The organism is Haloferax sp. AS1 (assembly GCF_014530665.1).
Taxonomy (GTDB): Archaea; Halobacteriota; Halobacteria; order Halobacteriales; family Haloferacaceae; genus Haloferax; species Haloferax volcanii.
In genome coordinates this window covers 1,014,488-1,036,134 of the sequence record NZ_SPSA01000001.1, presented here as the reverse complement: position 1 = coordinate 1,036,134, position 21,647 = coordinate 1,014,488, and the positions used below count along the sequence as shown (strand labels likewise).

Annotated in this window: 24 protein-coding genes, 1 tRNA gene and 1 other RNA gene; 16 read left to right on the top strand and 10 right to left on the bottom strand. The window is 68.3% G+C overall.

What is annotated here, in order from left to right; genetic code table 11:
• Positions 1 to 3: 3 nt before the first annotated feature.
• The 3 genes from E4P24_RS05570 to E4P24_RS05560 all read right to left on the bottom strand — a co-directional run bounded on the left by E4P24_RS05570 (position 4) and on the right by E4P24_RS05560 (position 1,503).
• Entirely contained in the window at positions 4 to 975 is a 972-nt protein-coding gene (locus E4P24_RS05570; RefSeq protein WP_004064015.1) for an NADPH:quinone oxidoreductase family protein, read from the bottom strand.
• 95 nt (positions 976 to 1,070) lie between these two features.
• Positions 1,071 to 1,238 carry a hypothetical protein gene (locus E4P24_RS05565; RefSeq protein WP_004064017.1) on the bottom strand — a complete coding sequence of 56 codons (168 nt, stop codon included), beginning with the start codon at positions 1,236 to 1,238 and terminating at the stop codon, positions 1,071 to 1,073.
• Between the two features lie 109 nt (positions 1,239 to 1,347).
• Positions 1,348 to 1,503: a hypothetical protein gene (locus E4P24_RS05560; RefSeq protein WP_188148221.1), complete on the bottom strand. Its 156-nt coding sequence runs from the start codon at positions 1,501 to 1,503 to the stop codon at positions 1,348 to 1,350.
• A gap of 175 nt (positions 1,504 to 1,678) precedes the next feature.
• Between E4P24_RS05560 and hisF the strand changes: the two genes are divergently transcribed.
• Both hisF and E4P24_RS05550 read left to right on the top strand, forming a co-directional pair.
• Complete coding sequence (gene hisF / locus E4P24_RS05555; protein WP_004064021.1) at positions 1,679 to 2,491, top strand: imidazole glycerol phosphate synthase subunit HisF; 813 nt, start codon at positions 1,679 to 1,681, stop codon at positions 2,489 to 2,491.
• Between the two features lie 139 nt (positions 2,492 to 2,630).
• Positions 2,631 to 3,191: a DUF1684 domain-containing protein gene (locus E4P24_RS05550; protein ID WP_188148220.1), complete on the top strand. Its 561-nt coding sequence runs from the start codon at positions 2,631 to 2,633 to the stop codon at positions 3,189 to 3,191.
• Positions 3,192 to 3,254: 63 nt separating this feature from the next.
• On the opposite strand, the gene E4P24_RS05545 is transcribed toward E4P24_RS05550, so the two are convergent.
• Complete coding sequence (locus E4P24_RS05545; protein ID WP_004043899.1) at positions 3,255 to 3,545, bottom strand: DNA-directed RNA polymerase subunit L; 291 nt, start codon at positions 3,543 to 3,545, stop codon at positions 3,255 to 3,257.
• Between the two features lie 26 nt (positions 3,546 to 3,571).
• A complete protein-coding gene (locus tag E4P24_RS05540) occupies positions 3,572 to 4,570 on the bottom strand; it encodes an MBL fold metallo-hydrolase (RefSeq protein ID WP_188148219.1) in 999 nt (332 codons plus the stop codon).
• A 166-nt stretch (positions 4,571 to 4,736) separates the two neighbouring features.
• Here E4P24_RS05540 and E4P24_RS05535 point away from each other — a divergent pair, with 166 nt between their 5' ends.
• On the top strand, positions 4,737 to 5,873 hold the full coding sequence (locus E4P24_RS05535; RefSeq protein WP_115891406.1) for a J domain-containing protein: 1,137 nt from the start codon (positions 4,737 to 4,739) through the stop codon (positions 5,871 to 5,873).
• Positions 5,874 to 5,975: 102 nt separating this feature from the next.
• Positions 5,976 to 6,650, top strand: a complete 675-nt coding sequence (locus E4P24_RS05530; RefSeq protein ID WP_115860141.1) for an MBL fold metallo-hydrolase — start codon at positions 5,976 to 5,978, stop codon at positions 6,648 to 6,650.
• 403 nt (positions 6,651 to 7,053) lie between these two features.
• On the opposite strand, the gene E4P24_RS05525 is transcribed toward E4P24_RS05530, so the two are convergent.
• Positions 7,054 to 7,680: a uracil-DNA glycosylase family protein gene (locus E4P24_RS05525; protein WP_004064030.1), complete on the bottom strand. Its 627-nt coding sequence runs from the start codon at positions 7,678 to 7,680 to the stop codon at positions 7,054 to 7,056.
• 129 nt (positions 7,681 to 7,809) lie between these two features.
• Positions 7,810 to 8,283, bottom strand: coding sequence for a DUF5793 family protein (locus E4P24_RS05520; RefSeq protein WP_004043906.1), 474 nt, complete (start codon positions 8,281 to 8,283; stop codon positions 7,810 to 7,812).
• Between the two features lie 141 nt (positions 8,284 to 8,424).
• On the opposite strand from E4P24_RS05520, the gene E4P24_RS05515 reads away from it, so the two are divergent.
• The 10 genes from E4P24_RS05515 to tatAo all read left to right on the top strand — a co-directional run bounded on the left by E4P24_RS05515 (position 8,425) and on the right by tatAo (position 18,051).
• Positions 8,425 to 8,793, top strand: coding sequence for a cupin domain-containing protein (locus E4P24_RS05515; protein ID WP_115860143.1), 369 nt, complete (start codon positions 8,425 to 8,427; stop codon positions 8,791 to 8,793).
• 94 nt (positions 8,794 to 8,887) lie between these two features.
• Positions 8,888 to 9,385, top strand: coding sequence for a hypothetical protein (locus E4P24_RS05510; RefSeq protein ID WP_115860145.1), 498 nt, complete (start codon positions 8,888 to 8,890; stop codon positions 9,383 to 9,385).
• A 132-nt stretch (positions 9,386 to 9,517) separates the two neighbouring features.
• Positions 9,518 to 11,179: a type II/IV secretion system ATPase subunit gene (locus tag E4P24_RS05505; protein WP_188148657.1), complete on the top strand. Its 1,662-nt coding sequence runs from the start codon at positions 9,518 to 9,520 to the stop codon at positions 11,177 to 11,179.
• 1 nt (position 11,180) lies between these two features.
• Positions 11,181 to 13,304: a type II secretion system F family protein gene (locus tag E4P24_RS05500; RefSeq protein ID WP_188148218.1), complete on the top strand. Its 2,124-nt coding sequence runs from the start codon at positions 11,181 to 11,183 to the stop codon at positions 13,302 to 13,304.
• Between the two features lie 84 nt (positions 13,305 to 13,388).
• Entirely contained in the window at positions 13,389 to 14,042 is a 654-nt protein-coding gene (locus E4P24_RS05495) for a class I SAM-dependent methyltransferase (protein ID WP_004064038.1), read from the top strand.
• Positions 14,043 to 14,161: 119 nt separating this feature from the next.
• Positions 14,162 to 15,190, top strand: coding sequence for an NAD(P)/FAD-dependent oxidoreductase (locus E4P24_RS05490; RefSeq protein WP_004043912.1), 1,029 nt, complete (start codon positions 14,162 to 14,164; stop codon positions 15,188 to 15,190).
• 122 nt (positions 15,191 to 15,312) lie between these two features.
• Positions 15,313 to 16,533, top strand: a complete 1,221-nt coding sequence (locus E4P24_RS05485) for a DUF4382 domain-containing protein (protein WP_188148656.1) — start codon at positions 15,313 to 15,315, stop codon at positions 16,531 to 16,533.
• 124 nt (positions 16,534 to 16,657) lie between these two features.
• Positions 16,658 to 16,728: transfer RNA gene (locus tag E4P24_RS05480), tRNA-Gly, on the top strand.
• Positions 16,729 to 16,841: 113 nt separating this feature from the next.
• On the top strand, positions 16,842 to 17,612 hold the full coding sequence (locus E4P24_RS05475) for an SDR family oxidoreductase (protein WP_115802386.1): 771 nt from the start codon (positions 16,842 to 16,844) through the stop codon (positions 17,610 to 17,612).
• Positions 17,613 to 17,778: 166 nt separating this feature from the next.
• Positions 17,779 to 18,051: a Sec-independent protein translocase protein TatAo gene (gene tatAo / locus E4P24_RS05470; RefSeq protein WP_115860151.1), complete on the top strand. Its 273-nt coding sequence runs from the start codon at positions 17,779 to 17,781 to the stop codon at positions 18,049 to 18,051.
• Positions 18,052 to 18,227: 176 nt separating this feature from the next.
• Here the strand turns inward: tatAo and ffs are convergent.
• Both ffs and E4P24_RS05460 read right to left on the bottom strand, forming a co-directional pair.
• An RNA gene (ffs, locus tag E4P24_RS05465) (signal recognition particle sRNA) lies at positions 18,228 to 18,539 on the bottom strand.
• Positions 18,540 to 18,661: 122 nt separating this feature from the next.
• On the bottom strand, positions 18,662 to 19,075 hold the full coding sequence (locus E4P24_RS05460; protein ID WP_004043916.1) for a hypothetical protein: 414 nt from the start codon (positions 19,073 to 19,075) through the stop codon (positions 18,662 to 18,664).
• A gap of 93 nt (positions 19,076 to 19,168) precedes the next feature.
• Here E4P24_RS05460 and E4P24_RS05455 point away from each other — a divergent pair, with 93 nt between their 5' ends.
• Together E4P24_RS05455 and E4P24_RS05450 are read left to right on the top strand one after the other, a co-directional pair.
• Complete coding sequence (locus tag E4P24_RS05455; protein ID WP_004064046.1) at positions 19,169 to 20,320, top strand: acetyl-CoA acyltransferase; 1,152 nt, start codon at positions 19,169 to 19,171, stop codon at positions 20,318 to 20,320.
• Positions 20,320 to 20,697, top strand: a complete 378-nt coding sequence (locus tag E4P24_RS05450; RefSeq protein WP_115802384.1) for an OB-fold domain-containing protein — start codon at positions 20,320 to 20,322, stop codon at positions 20,695 to 20,697. Before E4P24_RS05455 ends, E4P24_RS05450 begins: the two co-directional genes overlap by 1 nt.
• A 60-nt stretch (positions 20,698 to 20,757) precedes the next feature.
• Here the strand turns inward: E4P24_RS05450 and E4P24_RS05445 are convergent, their stop codons facing one another.
• Positions 20,758 to 21,591 carry a hypothetical protein gene (locus tag E4P24_RS05445; RefSeq protein ID WP_188148217.1) on the bottom strand — a complete coding sequence of 278 codons (834 nt, stop codon included), beginning with the start codon at positions 21,589 to 21,591 and terminating at the stop codon, positions 20,758 to 20,760.
• Between the last annotated feature and the right edge of the window lie 56 nt (positions 21,592 to 21,647).

The window sequence follows — 21,647 nt, the reverse complement described above, 5'->3', positions numbered from 1 at the left end:
TCGTTACGGTTCGAGGACGACTTTGCCGCTGCTCTTTCTGTCCTCGATGTACTCGTGGGCCGCCGCGGCGTCTTCGAGGTCGAACGTCTCGCCGACGACCACGTCGAGTTCGCCCGCGGCGAGCAGTTCGGACAGCTCCGGCACCGCGCCGAGAATCGATTCGGGGCGCTGCTCCATGGCGCTGCCGAGGTGGAAGCCGATGACGGACTTGTTCTCGAACAGCAGGCGCGTCGGGTCCGCCGCGGCAGAGTCGCCGGAGGCCGCGCCGTAGGTGACGAGTCGGCCGAAGTCGGAGAGGGCGTCCAGACTGCGCTCGAACGTCTCGCCGCCGACGCCGTCGAGGACGAGGTCGACGCCCGCGCCGTCGGTCTCGTCGGCGACGACCTCGCGGAAGTCCTCTTCTGTGTACTGGATGCCGTGGTCGAGACCGAGGTCGGCCGCGAGGTCGAGTTTCGCCTCGGTGCTGGCCGTGCCGAACGTCTCGACGCCGGCGTGGGAAGCGAGTTGGACCGCCGCGGTGCCGACGCCGCCGGCGGCCGCCTGAATCAGCACGCGCTCGTCGCCGTCGAGGTCGCCCCACTCGTGGAGGCAGTTGTAGGCGGTGAGGAACTGGACGGGGAAGCCGGCGGCCTCGGCGAACGACATCGATTCGGGCACGTCGAACAGCGTCGGGGCCGGCGTGGTGACGGACTCGGCGTACGCCCCGCCGCCGGTCATTGCGACGACGCGTTCACCGACCTCGCGGTCGACGCCCTCGCCCACCGCGTCGATGGTCCCCGCGGCCTCCATCCCCGGCGTGTACGGCGGTTCCGGGCCGTCTCGGTAGGTCCCGCGCCGCTGCATGATGTCCGCGAAGTTGATGCCGGCGGCTTCGACGTCGATGCGGACCTCGCCCGGGGCCGGTTCGGGCGTCTCGGTCTCGCGCAGTTCGAGGCTGTCGGTGCTCCCGTACTCGGTGACGACGATAGATTTCACACCGGCCGTAGCCGCGGGGGCTTGAAAAGGGGAGAGAACGCGGAAGTTCGTGCGGGTTGCCGGTTCCACGCGGTTCCGAACGGTTCTGGGCGCGCTTACGCGAGCGCCAGCGGGATGCCGAACGTGACGACGAGGCCGACGACGAAGACGAGGACGCCGGTCGTGACCTGACTCATCGAGAACTCCTGCATCGGGGAGGTGACGCGGCCGTCTTGTTCGCCTTCGTGGTGGTCGTCGTGTCCGTGGTCGTGGTCGTCGCTCATACGCGGGGCGACGGGTTCGCGGTACAAAAACGCACCTAACCGTCGTCCGCGAGCCCAACCACTGCATCGCTTGCGACCGGTCTCGCGGGCGGGCGTCGCCCCGGGCGGTTCAGGACCGATATAGATACAGCACGACCAGGAACACGAGCGCGAGCGGGAGGAACGAAATCGCGGCGTCGAGCGGGACCAACAGCGCCACTATCGCGGCCATCACCACGAACTCGACGACCACGAGCAGGCTGAGGAGTTCGGCTGAATCCGTCATCGTTCGAGTCGGAACCCGTGTCGGGCTTTTCGCGGACGGGTCATCAAGCTGACTCCACACCGGTCCGAGAGGGTCTCCCGGTCATCGGACGACTCGGCCAAGTGGTCGGCGTTCGGCCACCACCTGCCGTAGTCGAAACGGTGAAACGGCTCTTTCGCAAACAATCCGGTAGCGAATGCTCACGAAGCGCATCATCCCCTGTATCGACGTCGACCTCGACGAGGACGGGAACCCCGCGGTCTACACCGGCGTCAACTTCGAGGACCTGAAGTACACCGGCGACCCGGTCGAGATGGCCAAACGGTACAACGAGGCGGGCGCGGACGAGTTCGTCTTCCTCGACATCACCGCCTCCGCCGAGGGGCGGGCGACGATGCTCGACACCGTCTCGAAGGTCGCGGACGAGGTGTTCATCCCGCTGACGGTCGGCGGCGGCATCCGCACCCGCGACGACATCAAAGAGACGCTCCGCGCCGGCGCGGACAAGGTCTCTATCAACACCGCGGCGCTCCAGAACCCCGACCTCATCGAGGAGGGCGCGCGCTCCTTCGGCAGCCAGTGTATCGTCATCTCGGTGGACGCCCGCCGGCGCTTCGACGAGGCGGGCGAGCACTACGCCGAGGTCGACGGCGAGTCCTGCTGGTTCGAGTGCACCGTCAAGGGCGGCCGCGAGGGAACCGGCGTCGACGTGGTCGAGTGGGCCAACGAGGCCGAGTCCCGCGGCGCGGGCGAGCTGTTCATCAACTCCATCGACGCCGACGGCACGAAAGACGGCTACGACATCCCGCTGACGAAGGCCGTCTGCGACAGCGTCTCGACGCCCGTCATCGCCTCCTCCGGCTGCGGCGGCCCCGAGGACATGTACGAGGTGTTCACCGAGGCCGGCGCGGACGCCGGGCTCGCCGCCTCCATCTTCCACTTCGACGAGTACACGATTCGGGACGTCAAGGAGTACCTCGACGAGCGCGACGTGCCGGTTCGACTGTAAGCCCCGCCTCCACAGCCGTTCTTTTCCGCCTCTTTTCGTCTCTCTTTTCGCGTCCCGACCCGACCCGTCCGCCAGTCGTGCGTCCCCCGCGCAGTCGAAACCAATCTTAACCCGCCGCCGCGTCGTATCTCGACCCGAGATGACAGACGACGCGTGGCTCGACGCCCTCCGCACGCACCGCGAACAGAAGGACCGCTATCTCGCTGGGGACCGCAACTCTCCGATTCCGCCGGACCAGCGGGAGGTTTTCGACGGCCTCGACTACTTCGACCCCGACCCCGACCTCCGGTTCGAACTCGAACTCCGGGAATACGACGACCCCGAGCGCATCACCATCGGCACCTCGACCGACGGCGAGCGCGCGTACCTCGCGTGGGGGCGCTTCGAGTTCGAGGTCGACGGCGAGTCGTACGCGCTCGACGCCTACCGCGCCGACGCCGACGAGGACCGCCTGTGGGTTCCGTTCCGCGACGAGACGAACGCCGAGGAGACGTACGGAGCGGGTCGCTACCTCGACCTCGAAGCCGCGGACCGGACCGACGACGGGCGCTGGGTGGTCGACTTCAACTACACGTACAACCCGTTTTGCGCCTACTCGCCGCGCTACGAGTGCCCGCTGGTTCCGATGGAAAACTGGCTCGAAGTCCGCATCGAGGCCGGCGAGAAGGATTACGAGGGGCCGGGCGGCGGCGGCGAGTAACCGAAGCCGAGAACTGAGAGACGCGCCGCTCGCGGCCGGAAGAAACGAGAGAGAACCCGCAGATTACGCGTCGATACCGGCGCGGTAGGCGTCGGTGAAGTCGTCGGCGGTGCGCTGGACGCCGCGGGCGGCCTCCGCGAGCGCGTCGAGGGGGTCGACGCCGGACTCCGTCTTGATGGAGAGGACGGGGTCCGTCTGTCCGCCGGACTGTTCGGGGTTCACGTCGTAGGTCGCGGCCGTGACGGTGTCGGTCTGGAGGAGTTCGCCCTTCAGGACGTTCATGAAGGTGTGGTCCTCGCCGCCGATTTCGATGCGGAGTTCCTCGTCGGTCTTGTCGATGACCCGCAGTTCCATGGCTCTCCGTTCCCTCCAGCGGCGTTTTAACGTTTCGTCTCGGGAACCGCGACCAGTTCGTCGAAGTCCGGGTCCGCGTCGAGGAGTTCGTACCGCCCGCCGTCGTCCGGGGGCGCGACGACGCCCTCGGCGACGAGGTGGTCCAGATGGGCGAACGCCTCGCCGGGGCCGTGGAGGATGTGGATGGCTTCGAGGTCGCCGAACAGGCGCGCGCTCACGGTCCACGCGTCGGCCGGGCCGTGATCGTCGAGGACGGAGACGACGCGCTCGGTGCGCTCGCGGTGGTGCTCCGCGATGATGCGCGCCCGGCCGGCGGGGTCGGAGATGGGGTCGCGGTGGCCGGGCCACGCCCGCTCGAAGTCGAGGGCCGCGAGGCGCGCGAGGCTGTCGAGATAGGTTTCGAGGGGGCGGTCGACCCGCAGGTCAGCGCCGCCGACGTTCGGGGTGTACTTCGGGAGAATCGCGTCGCCGACGAACGCCTGGCGACCCGCGCCGGGCTCGCCGTCGAAGGCGAAAGCGCTCAGGCCGGCGGCGTGGCCGGGGAGGTGGACGACTTCGAGTTCGCCGTCGCCGGCGGCGATGCGGTCGCCGTCCTCGACGGGCGTCACGTCGACGCGGTCGCCCCGGAGGTCGTCGTGGCCGTCGAGGAACGCGGTCACTTCGGCGAGCGGTTCGTCGGGGATACGCCACTCGTCGAAGCGGCGCTCGCGAATCGAGCGCTCGGCCGCGACCGCGTCGGGGTCGCCCGCGACGATGCCCGCGTCGTCGGCGTGGACGTAGACCGGGGCGCCGCTCTCGGCCTGGAGTTCGCCCGCCAGTCCGGCGTGGTCGGCGTGCCAGTGGGTGAGGACGATGGCGTCGAGGTCCGCAACCCCGCACCCGGCCGCGTCGAGTCCCTCGCGGAGGTCGCGGCGGACCGAGTCGGTCGCCACGCCGGCGTCGACCAGCGTCGGTCGGTCGCCGGGGAGGAGATAGGCGTTGTTGAGGCCCTCGAAGACGGTGTTACCGAGCCGTATCCGTTCCATGCGGCCACCTAACCGCCGAGGTGCATGATTATTCCGAATGGTCTCGGGGACGCGGCGTCCCGCGGTTTGTCGCGCGCTCGCCGGCACGCGGTCGGTCACCGGCTCGATTCGCCGGGCGAACGCCCGGTACATTCAAAAGCCGGCGTCGCATCGAATCGCACGTCGAATGCCGGTGGACTTCTACGAACTCCTCGGGGTCGAACGCGACGCCGAGACGGCGGAGATAAAGCAGGCCTTTCGTCAGCGCGCTCGGGAGTACCACCCCGACGTCAACGACGACGAGCGAGCCACGGCGCAGTTCACCGTCGTCCGGAAGGCCTACGAAGTCCTCACCGACGACGCCGAGCGCGCCGACTACGACCGGATGGGCCACGGGACGTACGTCGAAAAGCGCCTCGACGGCCTGACGAAGTTCAGATACCCCGGCAAGGCCGACGAGCAGGCCGGGGCCGGCGGCTCTGGAAGCGCCGACGCCGGCGGGCGGTCAGGTTCGTCGGGGTCCTCGACCGGCCGGTCGTCCTCGTCCACGTCGTCCTCCTCGTCTTCTTCCGGTCGGTCGTCCTCCTCGTCGTCCCGGTCGTCGTCCGGGCGCGCGTCGTCTTCGTCTTCGACCGCGAGTTCGTCGCGGTCGGGTCGGTCGCGCCGCTCGGGGTCGGCTTCCTCGTCGCGCGCCTCCGGGTCGTCGTCGCGGACTACGGGCGCATCGCAGTCGTCGGCCGCGAGCGGGGCGTCGCGCGGCCGCACCCGAAACACGCAGTCCAGTCGAACGGGGACGACCGGCCGGTTCGAACGCGAACGCGACGGCTCCGAGTCGGCGTCCGCGTCAGCGTCCGGGGGGACGAACCCGCTTTGGTACGGCTGGGGCGTCTCGCTCGGCGCGCTGCTGGCGTATCTCGGCGGCTTGGCGTGGCACCTCTCGGGCGACGGCGCGGGGTTCGTGACCGCGCTCGCGTCGCTCGACACCGCCGCGCCCGCCGCGGCGCTTCTCGCGTCGTCGCCGCTGTCGGTGCCGAGCCTCGCCGCTTTGCAGACCGCGGCGGCGACGCCGACGGTGGTCGTCCTCCCGGTCGCGGCGGCGCTCCTCGCGGTTTCGGTCGCCGGAGTCATCGCCCGGTTCGGCCACGCGTGGACAACGTGGGTCTACGCGCTCGCGGCGGCCGTCCCGCTGGCGCTCGTGGTGGCCGGCGCGGTCGGCGTCGGCCGCCCCGTCGCGGTCGACCTCCTCGGCTTCGTCGTCTGCCCGCTTCTCGGGGCCGGCGGGTTCGTCGTCGACGCCGGGTGGTATCTCTTCGCCTCGCGGTAGCTGGCGCGGTGCGGGGCGTCCCGGCAGGCGGCCGCCTCGGAAGTCGCGGCGTGCGGGCCGCCCTCGCCCACGATTTTTGTCGCCCGCGCCCGACGGGCCGGTATGGCCATCCCGACCGACTCGGTCCGGCGGTTCCGACTCCGCGGCGTGAACGCGTACCTCGTCTCCGACGGCTCGGAGACGGTGCTCGTCGACGCCGGGACGCCGTGGGACCGCGACCGACTCCTCCGCGGCCTCGCCCGCTCCGACCTCGACCCCGGCGCTATCGACCGGGTGCTCGTGACCCATTTCGACCTCGACCACGTCGGGTCGCTCGCCTCGCTCAGCCTCCGCGACGACGTGCCGATTCACCTCGCCGAGCCGGACGCCTCGCACCTGACCGGCGCGTCGAAGCCGTCGCCTCGCTCGCTGAAAGGCGTCGCACAGCGCGCGCTCGCGGCGTTCGTCGAGCGCCCGACGAACCCCGTGGAGGTCGTCCGCGACGGCGACGAACTCGGCGGCTTCGTCGCGTACCGGACGCCGGGACACACCCCCGGCCACACCGCGTTCGTCCACGAGGACCACGGCGTCGCGTTCGTCGGCGACATGGTCCGCGAGTCGAACGGGAGCCTCGGGCTGCTGCCGGGATTCATCGCGACCGACGCCGCGGAGAACAGACGGAGCGTCCGCGCGTTCGCGGCGCGCTGCCCGCCGGTCGACGTGGTCGCGGTGGGCCACGGCGAGCCGGTCACTGAGTACGGATACGGCGCGCTCAAGCGACTCGCGGACAAGCTCTAATCGGAGCGCGGTCGCTTTCGGAGCGCGATTCTCCGTGACGAGACGTCGAGCTATCGCTCGTGTCTGAGTTAAGAGCGGGGACCGCGGCCGAGCGCAGGTCCCCGGACTGACCAAGCCACTGTGAGGAGCACCAGTCTCACAGCTGCCTGACGCGCCCGGCGGAAGTGAATCGAACCACGCGCGTCAACACCACGTTGGACACTAGTTGTAAAAAGTCCTTTGTTATCGCCAATTAGAACCACGGCCTCCAGAACGACTGGATAAATATGCTCTTATGTGGTTCATTTAGCCGTATTAACTGGACACCTAGTAACCTTCATGGTTGTTACTGGACGAACGGACGCTAGAATGGTGAAGAATCTATCGAATCCGCGGACGAGAGTCGAACGCGGCCGAAAATACGCTATCTGACCAGATACGGGTCCGCTCCGGGCATGAAGCGGCCGAGGTCGGATTCGCGGCGGAAGTCGGTCGACTGAAGCTCCAGCAGGCCGGCGACGAGTTCGTCGTGGTCGCCGTCGTCCCACTCGGCGGGGTCCTTGATGGGCAACACGAGGAAGCCGCTCCCGCGGAGTTCCTCGCCGTGGAGTGCTTCCATGTCGATGTCCGTCTTCCAGCCGACCGACGTGTAGTTGTTCAGGACGTGCTTCGTCGCCACCGCGCCGACCGGCAGGAGGACGTGGGCGGCGATGGCGCGGAGCTCCGCGTCGAAAAAGCGCTCCATGTCGGTGTAGTCGGCCGCCGACGGCGTGCCGTCCGGCACGCACATGTGCAAATACGAGAAGAACGTGCTGTTCACGGTCGGTTCGTCGCCGGCCTCGGCCAGCAACTCGCCGTCTTCGAGCGCCGGGAACAGCTTCTCGCCTGCGCCCCCCGCGAAGGGGACGCCGGTCTCGATGCCCCCGTGGACGCCGGGGTGGTCGCCGATGACGTGGAAGTCGGCGTTGGCGTCGCCGTAGCCGGGGACGTACCGGTCACACGACGGTCGCATGTCGAACGGGTTTCTCGTGCGGTCGGTTACGTTTCTCACGGTACTCTCTGTGGGAGCGGTCGGTAAAGAAGACGTGGTTCGGCCCGATATCGTACACGAACGAGCGTGAGGAACGCATCGAGAGAAAACGTCGTCCGCGCTGTCGACCGTCGACCGACGGGCTCCGGCTCAGAGTTCGACGCCCGAGGGGATGAGGCTCTGGCTCCGCAGGAGCGTCCCGTCGCCGTCGTAGACGAGGAACGTCGATTTCTCGAAGGTCTCGAAGTGGTCCCCCTCGATGGCCACGTCGACGCGGTAGCGCCCCTCGTCGTCGCCCGCGGCGCGTCCGTACTCGCGGGCCGCCCGAATGAAGTCGAGCACGTCGTCGGCGCGGGCGTTGAGTTCGAGGACGTAGTCGCCGGTCAGTCGGTCCGTCACGCTCACGACGCCGCGGGCGTCGTCGGCGTCGACGGAGTCTTGCAGCCGAAAGGAGACGTCCAGTTCCTCCGCGGCGAGCACGTCGCCGCTGGTCGAGAGGAACCGCGACCGAAGCTCCTCGGCCGGGCCGTAGAAGTCGATAGATACCGTCGGTTGGCGGGGGTCGCCGTCGTCCTCGTACCAATCGACATCGCGGACATCGAGTTCGAAGTAGTCACGCCGCATTCCGTACCGTTGGTTGTACTGCGCCGCCTATTAACGTGACGCCGCCCGAAGCGTGGTTCCGGCGTCGAAACCGGCCGATTACGCCGGTTCGACGCGCGCTCGGCACAACGGTTATCGGCCGCCGCCGCGAGCGAACCGCATATGGAACCCGTCAACCTCGACGAGAGCTTCGCGTCGTTCGACGAGACGTGGGCCCCGCGAATTGCCGCGGAGCTGAACGACTACGCGGTGAAAGTCGCGAAACTCGACGGCGAGTTCGTCTGGCACGCCCACGACGACACCGACGAACTGTTTCTCGTCCGCGACGGACGGCTCCGAATCGAGTTCCGCGACCGCGACGACGCGGACCTCGGCCCGGGCGACCTCCTCGTGGTCCCCCGCGGCGTCGAACACCGCCCCGTGGCGCTCGAACCGACCGAAGCGCTGCTCGTCGAGCCGACCGAGACGCTCAACACCGGCGACGCCGACGAGAGCGACCTGACGCACGGCGACCCCAAACGGCTCTCCTGAGAGTCGACCGAGCGCGTCCTCTCCCGTCCTGCTGCCCCACTGGCGCGCCCCGGACTGTCGGTAGTTTTTACCTGTCAGACCGTGCGATTGTCCTATGGTCTGGGTCCGCTCCGAACACGCGGGTGCGCTGGCCGTCGTCTCGACGTGGCTCTGTGCGCTCCTCCCGTGGAACGTCACGTACACGCCGAACCTCTCGGGCGTGAGCCTGCTTTTCGTCCGGTTCCCCTTCGCGGAGGTGCAGTTCTCGTGGGGCCTGTCCAGCCGTGTCGCAATCAGAAGCCCGCTGTCCGCGCTCTCGCTCCAATCGGGGCAGACCGTCGCCGTCGCCTATCAGGCGTGGGTCGTCGGCGCGGCCGTCCTCGCGCTCGCGGTCCTGTTTTCGCTCGTGTACTACCTGCGCGACGAGCGGGTCGAAGCCGGCCCGGTCGACCCCGTTCGGGTGCTCGGCGGCCTCCTCGGCGTCGTCGGCGTCGTCCTCGCCGCCGCGACGTACCTCCTCGTGACGCGCGGGATTCCGGGGATTCCGCTCCCGCTCGGCGTCGTCATCTCGCTCGTCCTCGCCGGCGTCCTCCTGACCGTCGACCGGACCTGACGGCGAGTCGCGACCGGTCCTGCTCGTCGAATGACAGTCTCCCGCGCGGACCTTTTAAGTCTCGACCCACCATATCCCCGACCAACTGACCGGGTGACGATGGCACGAGATACGACGAGCGAGACGAGGGGAATGCGCGACCCGTCGGTGGAACGAGGGGTGTGGAGACTCCTCGCCAGCGGGGAGTTCGACGCCGCGGCCGCCGAAGCGGAGCGGCTCTTGCGCCGAACCGCCGAGATGCTTCGGGGGTCGGACCTCGACGTGCACCCGCTTTCGCCCGACGACACGCCGCTCGGAACTTACGAGGTCCCCGAGGGCCACGAGGAGGTCGAGCGCTACTGGGTGAACGCCCCCTTCGCCTACGTCGTCGTCACCTACGACACGGACGCGACCGCCCACCAGTACCACACCGTCGAACCCGACCTCGACGAGTTCGAGGCGTCGCTGCTCGAACGCGTCCGCACCGACATCCGCGACCCGCTTTTGTACCGCCGCGAGGCGGACCCGCGGACCGAGACGGCGCTGGTCGAGGAGCTTCAGTCGATTCTCGAACAGTACGGGCTGGAACTCGACATGAACACCTTCTACACGCTGTTGTACTACCTCCGGCGCGACTTCCACGGCTACGGCCCGCTGGACCCGCTGATGAAGGACCCCCACATCGAGGACATCTCGTGTGACGGCTACGACCTGCCGCTTTTCGTCTACCACGACGAGTACACCGACATCGCCACGAACGTCTCGTTCGCCGCCGAGGAACTCGACAACTTCGTCATCCGCCTCGCCCAGCGCTCCGGCCAGCACATCAGCGTCGGTGACCCCGTCCTCGGGACGACGCTCCCGAACGGCGCGCGCGCCGAGTTAGCCCTCGGGGAGGAGGTCACGCCGCGCGGGTCGGCGTTTACCATCCGCCTCTACGCCGAAGAGCCGTTCACCCCAATCGACCTCGTGCGCTACGGCACGTTCTCCATCGAGCAGATGGCCTACCTGTGGCTCTGTATCGAACACAACAAGAGCCTCATCTTCGCGGGCGGGACGGCCTCGGGCAAGACCACCTCGATGAACGCGGTGTCGATGTTCGTCCCGCCGCGGTCGAAGGTGCTGTCCATCGAGGACACCCGCGAACTCGCGCTCTACCACGACAACTGGCTGTCGTCTGTCACCCGCGAGCGACTCCACGAGGGGACCGACATCTCGATGTACGACCTGCTTCGCTCGGCGCTCCGGCACCGCCCCGAGTACATCATCGTCGGCGAGGTTCGCGGCGACGAGGCCGTGACCTTGTTCCAGGCGATGAACACCGGCCACACGACGTTCTCGACGATGCACGCCGACAGCATCGAGACGGTCATCAACCGCCTCGAAAACGAGCCGATCAACGTCCCGCGCGCGATGGTGCAGTCGCTCGACCTGCTGTGCGTCCAGACGCTCACCCGTCACGGCGGCGAGCGCGTCCGCCGCTCGCAGACCATCGGTGAAATCGGCGACATCGACCAGCGGACCGGCGAACTCGACTACTCGTCGGCGTTCGCGTGGGAGCCCGAGACGGACACGTTCAGTCAAAACGACAGCTCGCTGCTCACCGAAATCCAGCGCGAAAACGGCTGGTCGCGGACCGAACTCCGGCGCGAACTCCGGCGGCGCGAGGGGTTCCTCCGATACCTCCTCGACAAGGGCGTCACCGACTACCGGCGCTTTACCGCGCTCATCAACGAGTACTACGCGGACTCGGAAGACGTGATGCGGCGCGTCGAGGCCGACGAGGACATCGTCGACGCCGGCTCGGAGGCCTGAGATGGTCGCACAGTACCTGTATCTGCTCCCGCTCGTGCTCGCCGTCCTCCTCGTCTTGCCCGTCGTCCTGTCGCCGGTGAGCCGCGCGGCCGACCTCCTCGTCTCGCGGGTCGCGCTCTCCGTCTTCGGCTTCTACGTCGCCAACGAGAACCCCCGGCGCAGGGAACAGCGAACGCAGCTGCGGGCGGCGCACGTGAGCGTCACCCACCGCGTGTACGCCTCGCGGACGCTCCTCATGGCGACCGTCTTCGGCGTCGCCGGGAGCGTCTTCGGCGTCTACCTCGCCGCCGTGACGCTCGACACCCTCGCCGTCCAATCCGAGACGATTCGGGAGGTCCTCCCCGGTGCGCTCGGCTTCCTCGGCGGCCTCACGAGCATTCAGGCGCTCCCGCTCCGCGACCTGTTTCTCGCACTGCTGCTTTCGAGCGCGACGCTCGGGGCGCTCCTCGCGCTCGGCGTCTACTGGGGTCGGTGGTACGTCCTCACCGAGCGGGCGCGGACCCGCTCGTCGGAAATCGAGGCGACGCTCCCGCGGACGGTCGCGTTCGTCTTCGCGCTGTCGCGGTCGGGGATGCCGTTCCCACAGGTGCTGGAGACGCTGGCGCGAAACGAGGCCATCTACGGCGAGGCGGCGCGCGAGGTTTCCATCGTCGTCCGCGACATGGACGCCTTCGGCACCGACGTGCTCTCGTCGCTCCAGACGATGGCGACGCGGACGCCGAGTCCGAGCCTCGAGGAGTTCGCAGAGAACCTCGCCAGCGTCCTCGGGAGCGGTCGCAACCTCTCGTCGTTCCTCCAAGAGCAGTACGAGCGGTTTCAGGAGGAAGCCGAAGCCCAACAACAGCAGTACCTCGACTTGCTTTCGACGTTCGCGGAGGTGTACGTCACCGTCCTCGTCGCCGGCCCGCTGTTTTTCATCACCGTGCTCGTCGTCATCGGTCTCGTCCTCGCGGACACGCTGACGGTCATCCGCATCGTCGGCTACGTCGGCATCCCGCTGGCGAGCTTCGGCTTCGTCGTCTACATCGACAGTATCACCGAGTCGCTCCGGGGCGCGGCGGTTGCCGACGACGGCGCTGACACCGCGGCCGAGTCGGCCCGGCGCATCGACGCGACCGGCGGCGTCGGCTCGGCCCCCGCGACCGACGGCGGCGAGACCGATGCCCGAGGCGACCCGTGGCGCGCGAACCGCGAGCGGCTCGCCGCCTACGACCGGCTCCGCGCGCTCCGCAACTGGTTCGAGCGCCCGCTCGACACCCTCGGACGCAAGCCGCTCGTCGCGCTCGCGCTCACCGTCCCGCTGGGGCTCGTCTGGGTCGCGCTGCGGGCCACGATTCCCGCGGACCCCACGATACTCGGCGTCGCCGACGCGGTGGACGAACACGTCGTCGAGGCCGCAATCGGTTCGCTCGTCGTCGTCTCGGCGTTCCACGAGCTGCGAAAGCGCCGAATCCGCGCCATCGAGCGCAGCATGCCCGACTTCCTCGACCGCCTCGCGAGCGTCAACGAAGCCGGGCTGACGGTCGTCCAGAGCCTCCGCCGGGTGTCGGCGTCGGACCTCGGGCCGCTCGGCGACGAGGTCGAGCGCGCCGTCCGCGACATCGACTGGGGGGCTGACGCACAGACCGCGCTCCGGCGGATGGACCGCCGGACGGCCAGCCCGATGGTGTCGCGGTCGGTGACGCTCATCACCAACGCGATGAGCGCCAGCGGCGACCTCGCGCCCGTGCTCCGCATCGCGGCCAACGAGGCCCAAGACAGCCGCCGCCTCGCCCGCGAGCGGAACCAGGAGATGCTCACGTACCTCCTCGTCATCTACATCTCGTTTCTCGTCTTCCTCGGTATCATCGCCGCGCTGACGGTGTCGTTCATCCCGGCGGTCGAGCAGGCCAGCGCCGGAGGCGTCGGCTCCGGCGAGGTCGCCGGCGTCTCCTCGGGCGCGTTCTCGGGCCTGCGCGACGTGGACACCGAGTCGTACACGCTGTTGTTCTTCCACGTCACGGCCATTCAGGGGCTCTGCTCGGGGGTCATCGCCGGACAGCTCGGCGAGGGGCAGATTGCCGACGGCGTCAAACACGCCGCCATCCTGCTCGTCATCACCTACGTGACGTTCCTGTTCATCTGAGCGCGCGCGACTCATCAGGGGAACGACCCCCGACCGACGCCCGCGACCCGTGCGGTCTTTGTCCCGCCGCCCCGACCGACCGGCATGGACGGAGACGAACCCCGAGACGGGGTCCGCGAGACGTACGACCGCATCGCGTCGCACTTCGCGTCCACCCGCGAGTATCCGTGGCCCGAAGTCGAGTCGTTCGTCGCCGACGCGACCGAGTCGGGACCGGCCGCCCGCGCGCTCGACCTCGGCTGCGGTAACGGCCGGCACGTCGACCTCCTCTCCGAGCACGCCGACGAGGTCGTCGGCCTCGACGTGAGCCGCGGCCTGCTCGACGAGGCGGTCGCGCGGGCGGCCGAACGCGGCTTCGACGCCGGACTCGTGCAGGGCGACGCCTCGCGGCTTCCCTTCACCGACGACGCCTTCGACCTCGCGGTGTACGTGGCGACGGTTCACCACCTCGCGCCGCGGGCGGCGCGCGTTGCCAGCCTGAACGAACTCGCGCGCGTGCTCGACGCCGACGGCCGCGCGGTCGTCAGCGCGTGGAGCACCGCCCACGACACGTTCGACCGCGAGGACGGCTTCGACACGACGGTCGACTGGACGCTCCCCGGCGGCGAAACGGTCCCCCGCTTTTACCACATCTACGCGCCCGACGAGTTCGACGCCGACCTCGACGCGAGCGACCTCGCGGTGGTCGAATCGACGGTCTCCAGCGGGAACTGCTACGCCGTCGTCGCCGGCTGCTGAGCGTTGGTCGGGACTGGGGCCTCACGGACGGAATCGTGTTGGTTGCTAACACGTTTCGGGTGGATGCCGGCCGCGCACAGGTGATGTGGGCTTAAGAGCGCCGCGACGAATTCCCGTGTATGACCGAGACCGACGAACCACGGGAGTACGAGGTTGTCGTCGTGGGCGGCGGCCCCGCGGGCCTCCAGACCGCGCTCTACACGACGCGACTGGGCCACGACACCGCGCTCGTGGACCGCGGCGGCGGCCGCGCGGCCATGATGCTCGACACGCACAACGTCATCGGCGTCACCGAGGACACCTCGGGCAACGAGTTCCTCGAAACCGCGCGCGGCCAGCTCGAAGACTACGGGACCGACATCCACCGCGACTTCGTGACCGACGCGGAGCGGTTGGACGACGGCCGGTTCCGCCTCGTCGGCAACGAGGGCGAGTTCGTCGCCGAGCGCGTCGTGCTCGGCGTCGGCTTCAACGACGAGCGCCCCGAGCCGCCGCTGCCCCGCACCGGCAAGGGTCTGCATTACTGCCTCCACTGCGACGCCTACATGTTCGTCGACGAGTCGGTGTACGTGATGGGTCACTCGGACTCGGCAGCCTACGTCGCCATGATAATGCTCAACTTCACCGACGAGGTGGACCTGCTGCTCCGCGGCGACGAGCCGACGTGGTCCGACGAGACGGACGAACTCGTCCGCGCGCACCCCGTCGACATCGTCGAGGAGGAGCTTTCGGGCATGACGAAGCGCGACGACGGCTGGCTGGAGAGCTTCGAGTTCGAAGACGGCACCGTCCGCGAGTACAAGGGTGGCTTCGCCATGTACGGCTCGAACTACAACACGACGCTGTTCGAGGCGCTCGACGTGGACCTCGACGACGACGGGACGGTCCCCGTGGACGACCACGGTCGGACCAGCGTCGACGGCGTGTTCGCGGTCGGTGACATCACCCCCGGCCACAACCAGATTCCGGTGGCGATGGGCAAGGGCGCGAAGGCAGGTATCGCCATCCACATGGAGCTCCGCGAGTTCCCCAAGAGTCTCGACGAGATTCGCGCCGAGGGCGCGGTGAGCGTCGACGACGTGCCCGGTATCTCGCCCGGCCTGCTCGACAAGGCCAAGCAGTTCAACGAGTCGCACGCGGACGATTGAGGCCGTAATTCAGCGAAATTCGGTGAAAACCGAAGTCTACGAACACCCTTCTAAAGTTCTCACGGCCAGTACGGTCTCCCACGATGAAACGTACTGGACTTGCGACTGTCCTGCTCGCGCTCATGGTCGTACTGGCCGGCTGTGCGGGCGGGGCCGGCACGATGACCGAGACGCAGACCGACGGGACCGCCGACGCGACGACGACCGCGTCGTCCGACGGCGACGACGCGGCCCGGACGGGAACCGTGAACTTCTACGTGAGCGACGAGCAGAACGCCATCGCGGACTTCGAACACCTCAACGTCACCATCGAGCGCGTGACGCTCGTCCGCGCGAGCGGTGACGTCGAATCGGAGACCGAAGCCGACACTGACGACGCGGAGGCCGACGATGAGACCGGAACCGAAACTGAATCCGAGGCCGACACCGCGAACGACACCGACGCTGAGGCGAACGCGAGCGTCGAGGTGGAAATCGAAGCTAACGCGACGGCGAACACGACGAACACGTCCGCCTCGACCAACGGGTCGGTCGACGCTGACGCCGACGCCGACGCCGATGCGGACATCGAATCCGCCGACGTAAACGACACCGACGCGGCCGAAGGCGAGTCGAGAGTCGCCTACGAGGTCGACAACGCGACCGTCGACCTGACGGAACTACAAGGCGAAAACGCGAGCCTCGTCGGCGAGTACGGCGTGCCCGAAGGGAACTACACGAAGGTCTTCGTGCACGTGAGCGAGGTGAACGGGACGCTGAAGACCGGCGAACGGGTCAACGTGAAGCTCCCCAGTAACAAGCTCCAGCTCGACACGGACTTCGAAGTCGGCAACGGCGAGTCCGTGGACTTCGTCTTCGACATCACGGCGTTCAAGGCGGGCAACAGCGGGAAGTACATCCTCAAGCCCGTCGTGAGCGAGTCGGGGACGGACGTGCCGATTACGAAGGTCGGCGCGGGAGCGGAAGCCGACACCGAAGCCGGGGCTGAGGTCGACGCGGGCGAAAACGAGACCGACGAGGCCGGTGAGAACGCCGAATCCGACGCCGAAGGCGACCTCTCCGTGAGCTTCGACGGGAACGTCTCCGCCGGCGAGAACGCGACGGTCGTCGTCACGCGGAACGGGACGCCCGTGGAGAACGCGACGGTGACGGTAAACGGCGAGGCCGCCGGTACGACGGACGCCGACGGCGAGCTAGGTGTCGCCATCCCCGACGAGCGAGACGTGACGGTAGTCGCCGTGGACGGCGAGTCCGAGGCTGAGGCGGAGTTCGAGTTCGAAGTCGTCGGGAGCGCCCCCGACAACCCCGACGAGGGCGGCGAATCGACCTCCCTCGCCGCCTGACCGAAAAGGTAACATCCTTATTGGGGCGTCGAGAATGAAGAGATAGACGCGGCGTTCGCGCGCACCGGTGTCTCGGCCGAGCGAAGCGAGGCCGAGGCTCGGTGCGAGCGAGCGAAGCGAGCGAGCACCGGTGGTCTAATGGTAAGACATTGGCCTTCCAAGCCAATTATCTGGGTTCGATTCCCAGCCGGTGCATCTTCTCCGAATCGCTGCTCGCCGCGGAGAGCACTCAGCGGCTCTCACACCGTCGGAATCGGCGGCTATTCTTAACTATCATTCCGCCGATATTCGTGTGAGGTGTATTACAGATGAGTCTGCTCGACGGCCGCGTCGCGGTCGTCACCGGCGGTAGTTCGGGTATCGGACGGGGAATCGCGCTGGCCTACGCCGAGGTGGGCGCGGACGTGGTGGTCTGCGACATCCGCGAAGAGCCGAAGGAGGGCGGTGCGCCCACCCACGAGCAAATCGAGTCGGACACCGACTCGTCGGCGACGTACGTCGAACTCGACGTGACCGACCCGGCCGCGTTCAAGGCGGCGATGGACGCCGCCGAGGCGTTCGGCGGCGTGGACGTCATGGTGAACAACGCCGGTATCTGGCGGCCAGAGGAGTTCCTCGAAGTCACCGAAGCCGAGTTCCAAGGGATGCTGGACATCAACCTGAAGGGCGTGTACTTCGGGGCGCAGGCGGCCGCGAAACGGATGGTCGAGTCCGGCGGCGGAAGCATCATCAACGTCTCCAGCGTCAACGGCATCTTCGGCAACGGCAACTACCCGTCGTACAGCGCGTCGAAGGGGGCCGTTCGGACGCTCTCGTACTCGCTCGCCCACGGTCTCGGCGGCGACGGCGTCCGGGTGAACGCGATTCACCCCGGCGCTATCAGGACGAAAATCGGCCCCGAGGGGGCCGAGGAGACGGGCGAGGAACAGACCGCACAGTTGACCGCCATGATTCCGCTCGGCCGGCAGGGCGAACCGGACGACGTGGCCGGCGTGGCGGTGTTCCTCGCCAGCGACCTCTCGAAGTACGTCACCGGCGAGTCCATCGTCGTCGACGGCGGCTGGACCAGTTGGCGGTGACGCGGGAGCGACGCGGTGTCGGTTCGGTTGCCGACGCGGTCGGCTCCGTCCGCCCGCGTCCTGTCGTGTGAACGCCCACGAGTGCCGAAACACGCGGACTACGGCGACTTCGAGACGCCGACACGGACCGTCTCTCTTATCTTCCCTCCGAACGTAACCGAACGTAATGCTGGATTCCATTCCGCTGTTCCCCGGACTGCCGGGCGGCCCAGAACTGCTCATCGTCCTGCTCATCGTCGTCCTCCTGTTCGGTGCGAACAAACTCCCCCAACTGGCCCGGTCGTCGGGGCAGGCGATGGGCGAGTTCCGTCGCGGCCGCGAGGAAATCGAAGAGGAACTGAAGAAGGGCGCGGAGGGGGGCGACGACGAAGACGAGAAAGAAGACGAGGCCGAGGCGGACGACGCCGACGCGACCGAGACGGAAGCCGAGAGCAGATAGTACTCGTCTCCCCCGGGGAACCGGACCCCTTGTGCGGTCTTTTACGGTCGCGAGTGTCTACTGTTTGCAGTCGCTCACGAGGTCGGTAACGACGCCAGACCGCGGCTTCGAGGGCCGACGGCGAGTCTACGACCGAGAGACCGGACGGTCGGGGAGTAACTGCATGAGGTATGAATGGGTGGACAGCGAGGTTGCCCGGCGTTCCGACGTGGGGAATCCCGGTTGCCTCCTCCACCCCGCGATCCCTCGAGCGACGCACGTCCGATGGTCCGCTGCTCGCTTCCGCGCCTGGCGGGGTACCACCGATGAACCGCGCGAACCCTTCCCTGCGGAAGGGGTACGCGGAACCGCTGTCCCCGAAGGACGAGGTTTCCACGTTGGCTTCCGGGGCCCGCGCCGGTCTGACCGGACGCGCCCGTGTTCGGTCCCCGCTAAAGACCTATTTCGCGGGTGAAGAGCAGGGCCTAACTGCCCGACCTAGTCCACTCCCTCATTATCCACCGACTGTTAAGGGCCTTTCGACTCGGGTGCGGGAAAATCGGGGGACACCGTCGGGGTGGTTCGACGCGTCGGCTCCGCGAGTCGCCGGTTCCGGTCGGTCGCTCCCGGCTCACAACACGCCGCGGGCGTACCACGCGCCGCCGACGAAGGTGACGAACGCGGCGGCCACGACGGACCAGCGGTGGTAGGTGAGCCACGAGTACTGCTGGTCGAAGCTGAACAGGAGCGTCTGGTCGATAGAGAACGACCACAGCGCGGCGATGCCGAGCATCGAAAGCGAGAGGACGAAGGCGAGGCCGGCGGCCGTCGCCGGGTCGGTCCGCTCCTGTCTGCCCGAGAGGAAGACGACGGTTTCGAGGAGCGCGAGCATTCCGACGAACGAGATGCCGACCGGGCCCGCGGCGTAGTAGGCGGCCACCTGTCCGTCCCCGCCCTCGACGGTGACGGCGGGAATCGCGACGGCGATTGCGAGGAGCAGCGCGCCGACGATTCCGACGGTCGGCGCGAGGCGTTCGGCGTCCATGGCCGGTCGTTCGGGCGACCGACTGATAAACGGTTTGAGACGTGCCGGCGAGGGATTACCCGGTTTTAAATCGCGCTGCGACGACGTGCGCGTATGGACCGCGTAGCGATTATCGGTGCATCGATGACCCAGTTCGGGCAGCGAGACGCGTGGATTCGCGAACTGCTCGCGGAGGCGGGACAGGCCGCGCTGGCGGACGCCGACGTCTCGCCCGACGAAATCGAGCACCTCTACGTCTCGAACATGGCGAGCGGCGAGTTCGAGGGCCAGACGGGCGTCCCGAACGCCCTCGCCCACGACCTCGCGGCGATGCCCGCCTACACCGCCCGAATCGACCAGACCTCCTCGTCCGGCGGCGCGGGCGTCTACGCCGCGTGGCAGTCTGTCGCCTCCGGCGCGTCCGACATGACGATGCTCGTCGGCGGCGAGAAGATGACCCACCGCTCGACCGCCGAATCGACGGACGTCATCGCCTCGCTGACGCACCCGGTGGAGTACAAACACGGCGTCACGCTCCCCTCCTTCGCGGGGCTGACCGCCCGGCTCTATCTCGACACCTACGACGCCCCGCGGGAGTCCCTCGGGAAGGTCGCCGTCAAGAACCACAAAAACGGCGTCGACAACCCCCACGCCCAGTTCCGCAAGGAAGTCGACCTCGACACCGTCCTCGACTCGCCGGTCGTCGCCGACCCGCTTCGCCTCTACGACTTCTGTCCCATCACCGACGGCTCGGCGGCGCTCGTCTTCTGCCCCGAGTCGGTCGCCCGCGAGTACACCGACGATTACGCCGTCATCTCCGGCATCGGCGGCGCGACTGACACCCACGTCGTCCACGAGCGCGCCGACCCGACCACGATGGGCGGCGTCGTCAACTCCTCGGAAATCGCCTACGAGATGGCCGACCTCGAACCCGACGACATCGAGGTGGCGGAGCTCCACGATATGTTCACCATCCTCGAATTCCTCCAGTCGGAGGACCTCGGCTTCTTCGAGAAGGGCGAGGGCTGGAAGGCCGTCGAGGAGGGCGTCACCGACCGCGACGGCGACCTCCCAATCAACACGTCCGGCGGCCTGAAGTCGAAGGGGCACCCCCTCGGCGCTTCGGGCGTCGCGCAGGTGTACGAGATTTACAAACAGCTCATCGGTGACGCAGGCGAGCGGCAGGTCGACGCCGACGTGGGCCTCGCGTGTAACGTCGGCGGCTTCGGCAACTGCGTGACCACGACCATCATGGAGTCCCGATAATGTCCGACGACGAACCCGCGATGGAGGCGTACCGCTACCCCGACGGGAGCATCACCTACCCCGGCCACCCGGTCGGTCCGGGCGGCGAGGAGCCGGTCGGCACGGTCGACCTCAGCGACTACACGGCGACGGTGCTGACGTGGACCACCTCGACGGCGACGCCGCCGGGCGTCCGCCAGCCCAACACGCTCGCCATCGTCGAGTTCGACGTGGACGGCGAGCCCGTCCGCGCCATCGGACAGGTCACCGGCGAGGACGACGTCGACATCGGCGACGAGGTCCGCCCGGTCTACTGCGAGGAACTCCGCGAACCCGGCGCGGGCATCCGCGAGCCCGCGAGTCAGGAGTGGGACGGCTACCGCTTCGAGCCGGTCTGAGCGGGCGCGTCGAGAGTCTTTTTTACTCGCGTCTGGGCCGCTGGAGCATGGAGTCGCCGCTCAGCGGTCGCTCGGCTCGTCGCCCGCGCCGGCGTCGGTTCCGTCGTCCCCGTCGTCCCTGTCGTCCCCGTCGTCGCCGTTCACTTCGCGCTTAATCGACTCCAGTTCGGCGTCGACATCGACAGTCGGCTCGTCGCTCCCGCTCCCGTCGTCGCCGCCGTCCGGGCCGGCTTCCTCGGTCACGTCGATGCGGACCGGCCCGGTCCCGACCGGCTCGGCGTCGCGTGAGGCTCGGGTCCCGTCACCGGAGCGCCGGGCGTCGTCGCGCCGTTGCCACTCGGATTCGAACGTGCGTTCGTCCTCGCGCCAGCGACGCTCGCGGGCGGTTCGCTCGCGTTCGGCCTCGCTGAGTCGCGCGTCGAGTTCGTCGGCCAGCGAGCGGGCGCGGTCCATCACGTCGCGCGCCTCGGGGTTCGAGGGCAGGTCGGCCTCCGAGAGCGCGTTTCTGAGTTCGTCGAGGGCGCGGTCGACGCCGGAGACGGCGCTCTTCGGGACGTTTCGCATCCGTGCCTCCGTCTCGGTTCGGGCGTCGTCCATCGCGCGGCCGGGGTCGGAAAGCCGCATGAGGCGGCGGAGCAGTTCGAGGGAGGCGATGGTCGCTTCGAGGACGGCGATGACCGTCGGGATGGTGTACGACTCGGTGAACCGCAGGACCTCACCGAACGTCGGCGGGCGCGGGGGGCGAAATCGGTCGTCGCCGGTGACGCGTCGGTCGCGGCCACGGCCGCGGTTGCGGTCGCGCTCCTCGCGGAGTTCCGCGCCGAGTTCGTCGAGCGTGTCCCCGAGTTCGTCGAGTACGTCGAGGATGTCGTCGTCGCGTCGTCGGTCGCTCATGGCCCACGGTTGGGTCGCCGCGGGGATAAGCGTTCGAGGGGGCGAACGCGAGGTGC

Excerpts from the sequence above, each read along its gene's own strand:
- E4P24_RS05475 (WP_115802386.1), top strand. The coding sequence starts at position 16,842 with ATGAGTCTGCTCGACGGCCGCGTCGCGGTCGTCACCGGCGGTAGTTCG.
- hisF (WP_004064021.1), top strand. The coding sequence starts at position 1,679 with ATGCTCACGAAGCGCATCATCCCCTGTATCGACGTCGACCTCGACGAG.
- E4P24_RS05445 (WP_188148217.1), bottom strand. The coding sequence starts at position 21,591 with ATGAGCGACCGACGACGCGACGACGACATCCTCGACGTACTCGACGAA.
- E4P24_RS05450 (WP_115802384.1), top strand. The coding sequence starts at position 20,320 with ATGTCCGACGACGAACCCGCGATGGAGGCGTACCGCTACCCCGACGGG.
- E4P24_RS05505 (WP_188148657.1), top strand. The coding sequence starts at position 9,518 with ATGCGCGACCCGTCGGTGGAACGAGGGGTGTGGAGACTCCTCGCCAGC.
- E4P24_RS05540 (WP_188148219.1), bottom strand. The coding sequence starts at position 4,570 with ATGGAACGGATACGGCTCGGTAACACCGTCTTCGAGGGCCTCAACAAC.
- E4P24_RS05520 (WP_004043906.1), bottom strand. The coding sequence starts at position 8,283 with ATGCGGCGTGACTACTTCGAACTCGATGTCCGCGATGTCGATTGGTAC.
- E4P24_RS05490 (WP_004043912.1), top strand. The coding sequence starts at position 14,162 with ATGACCGAGACCGACGAACCACGGGAGTACGAGGTTGTCGTCGTGGGC.
- E4P24_RS05530 (WP_115860141.1), top strand. The coding sequence starts at position 5,976 with ATGGCCATCCCGACCGACTCGGTCCGGCGGTTCCGACTCCGCGGCGTG.
- E4P24_RS05560 (WP_188148221.1), bottom strand. The coding sequence starts at position 1,503 with ATGACGGATTCAGCCGAACTCCTCAGCCTGCTCGTGGTCGTCGAGTTC.
- E4P24_RS05545 (WP_004043899.1), bottom strand. The coding sequence starts at position 3,545 with ATGGAACTGCGGGTCATCGACAAGACCGACGAGGAACTCCGCATCGAA.
- E4P24_RS05460 (WP_004043916.1), bottom strand. The coding sequence starts at position 19,075 with ATGGACGCCGAACGCCTCGCGCCGACCGTCGGAATCGTCGGCGCGCTG.
- E4P24_RS05535 (WP_115891406.1), top strand. The coding sequence starts at position 4,737 with ATGCCGGTGGACTTCTACGAACTCCTCGGGGTCGAACGCGACGCCGAG.
- E4P24_RS05515 (WP_115860143.1), top strand. The coding sequence starts at position 8,425 with ATGGAACCCGTCAACCTCGACGAGAGCTTCGCGTCGTTCGACGAGACG.
- E4P24_RS05495 (WP_004064038.1), top strand. The coding sequence starts at position 13,389 with ATGGACGGAGACGAACCCCGAGACGGGGTCCGCGAGACGTACGACCGC.
- E4P24_RS05500 (WP_188148218.1), top strand. The coding sequence starts at position 11,181 with ATGGTCGCACAGTACCTGTATCTGCTCCCGCTCGTGCTCGCCGTCCTC.
- E4P24_RS05455 (WP_004064046.1), top strand. The coding sequence starts at position 19,169 with ATGGACCGCGTAGCGATTATCGGTGCATCGATGACCCAGTTCGGGCAG.
- E4P24_RS05550 (WP_188148220.1), top strand. The coding sequence starts at position 2,631 with ATGACAGACGACGCGTGGCTCGACGCCCTCCGCACGCACCGCGAACAG.
- tatAo (WP_115860151.1), top strand. The coding sequence starts at position 17,779 with ATGCTGGATTCCATTCCGCTGTTCCCCGGACTGCCGGGCGGCCCAGAA.
- E4P24_RS05510 (WP_115860145.1), top strand. The coding sequence starts at position 8,888 with ATGGTCTGGGTCCGCTCCGAACACGCGGGTGCGCTGGCCGTCGTCTCG.
- E4P24_RS05485 (WP_188148656.1), top strand. The coding sequence starts at position 15,313 with ATGGTCGTACTGGCCGGCTGTGCGGGCGGGGCCGGCACGATGACCGAG.
- E4P24_RS05565 (WP_004064017.1), bottom strand. The coding sequence starts at position 1,238 with ATGAGCGACGACCACGACCACGGACACGACGACCACCACGAAGGCGAA.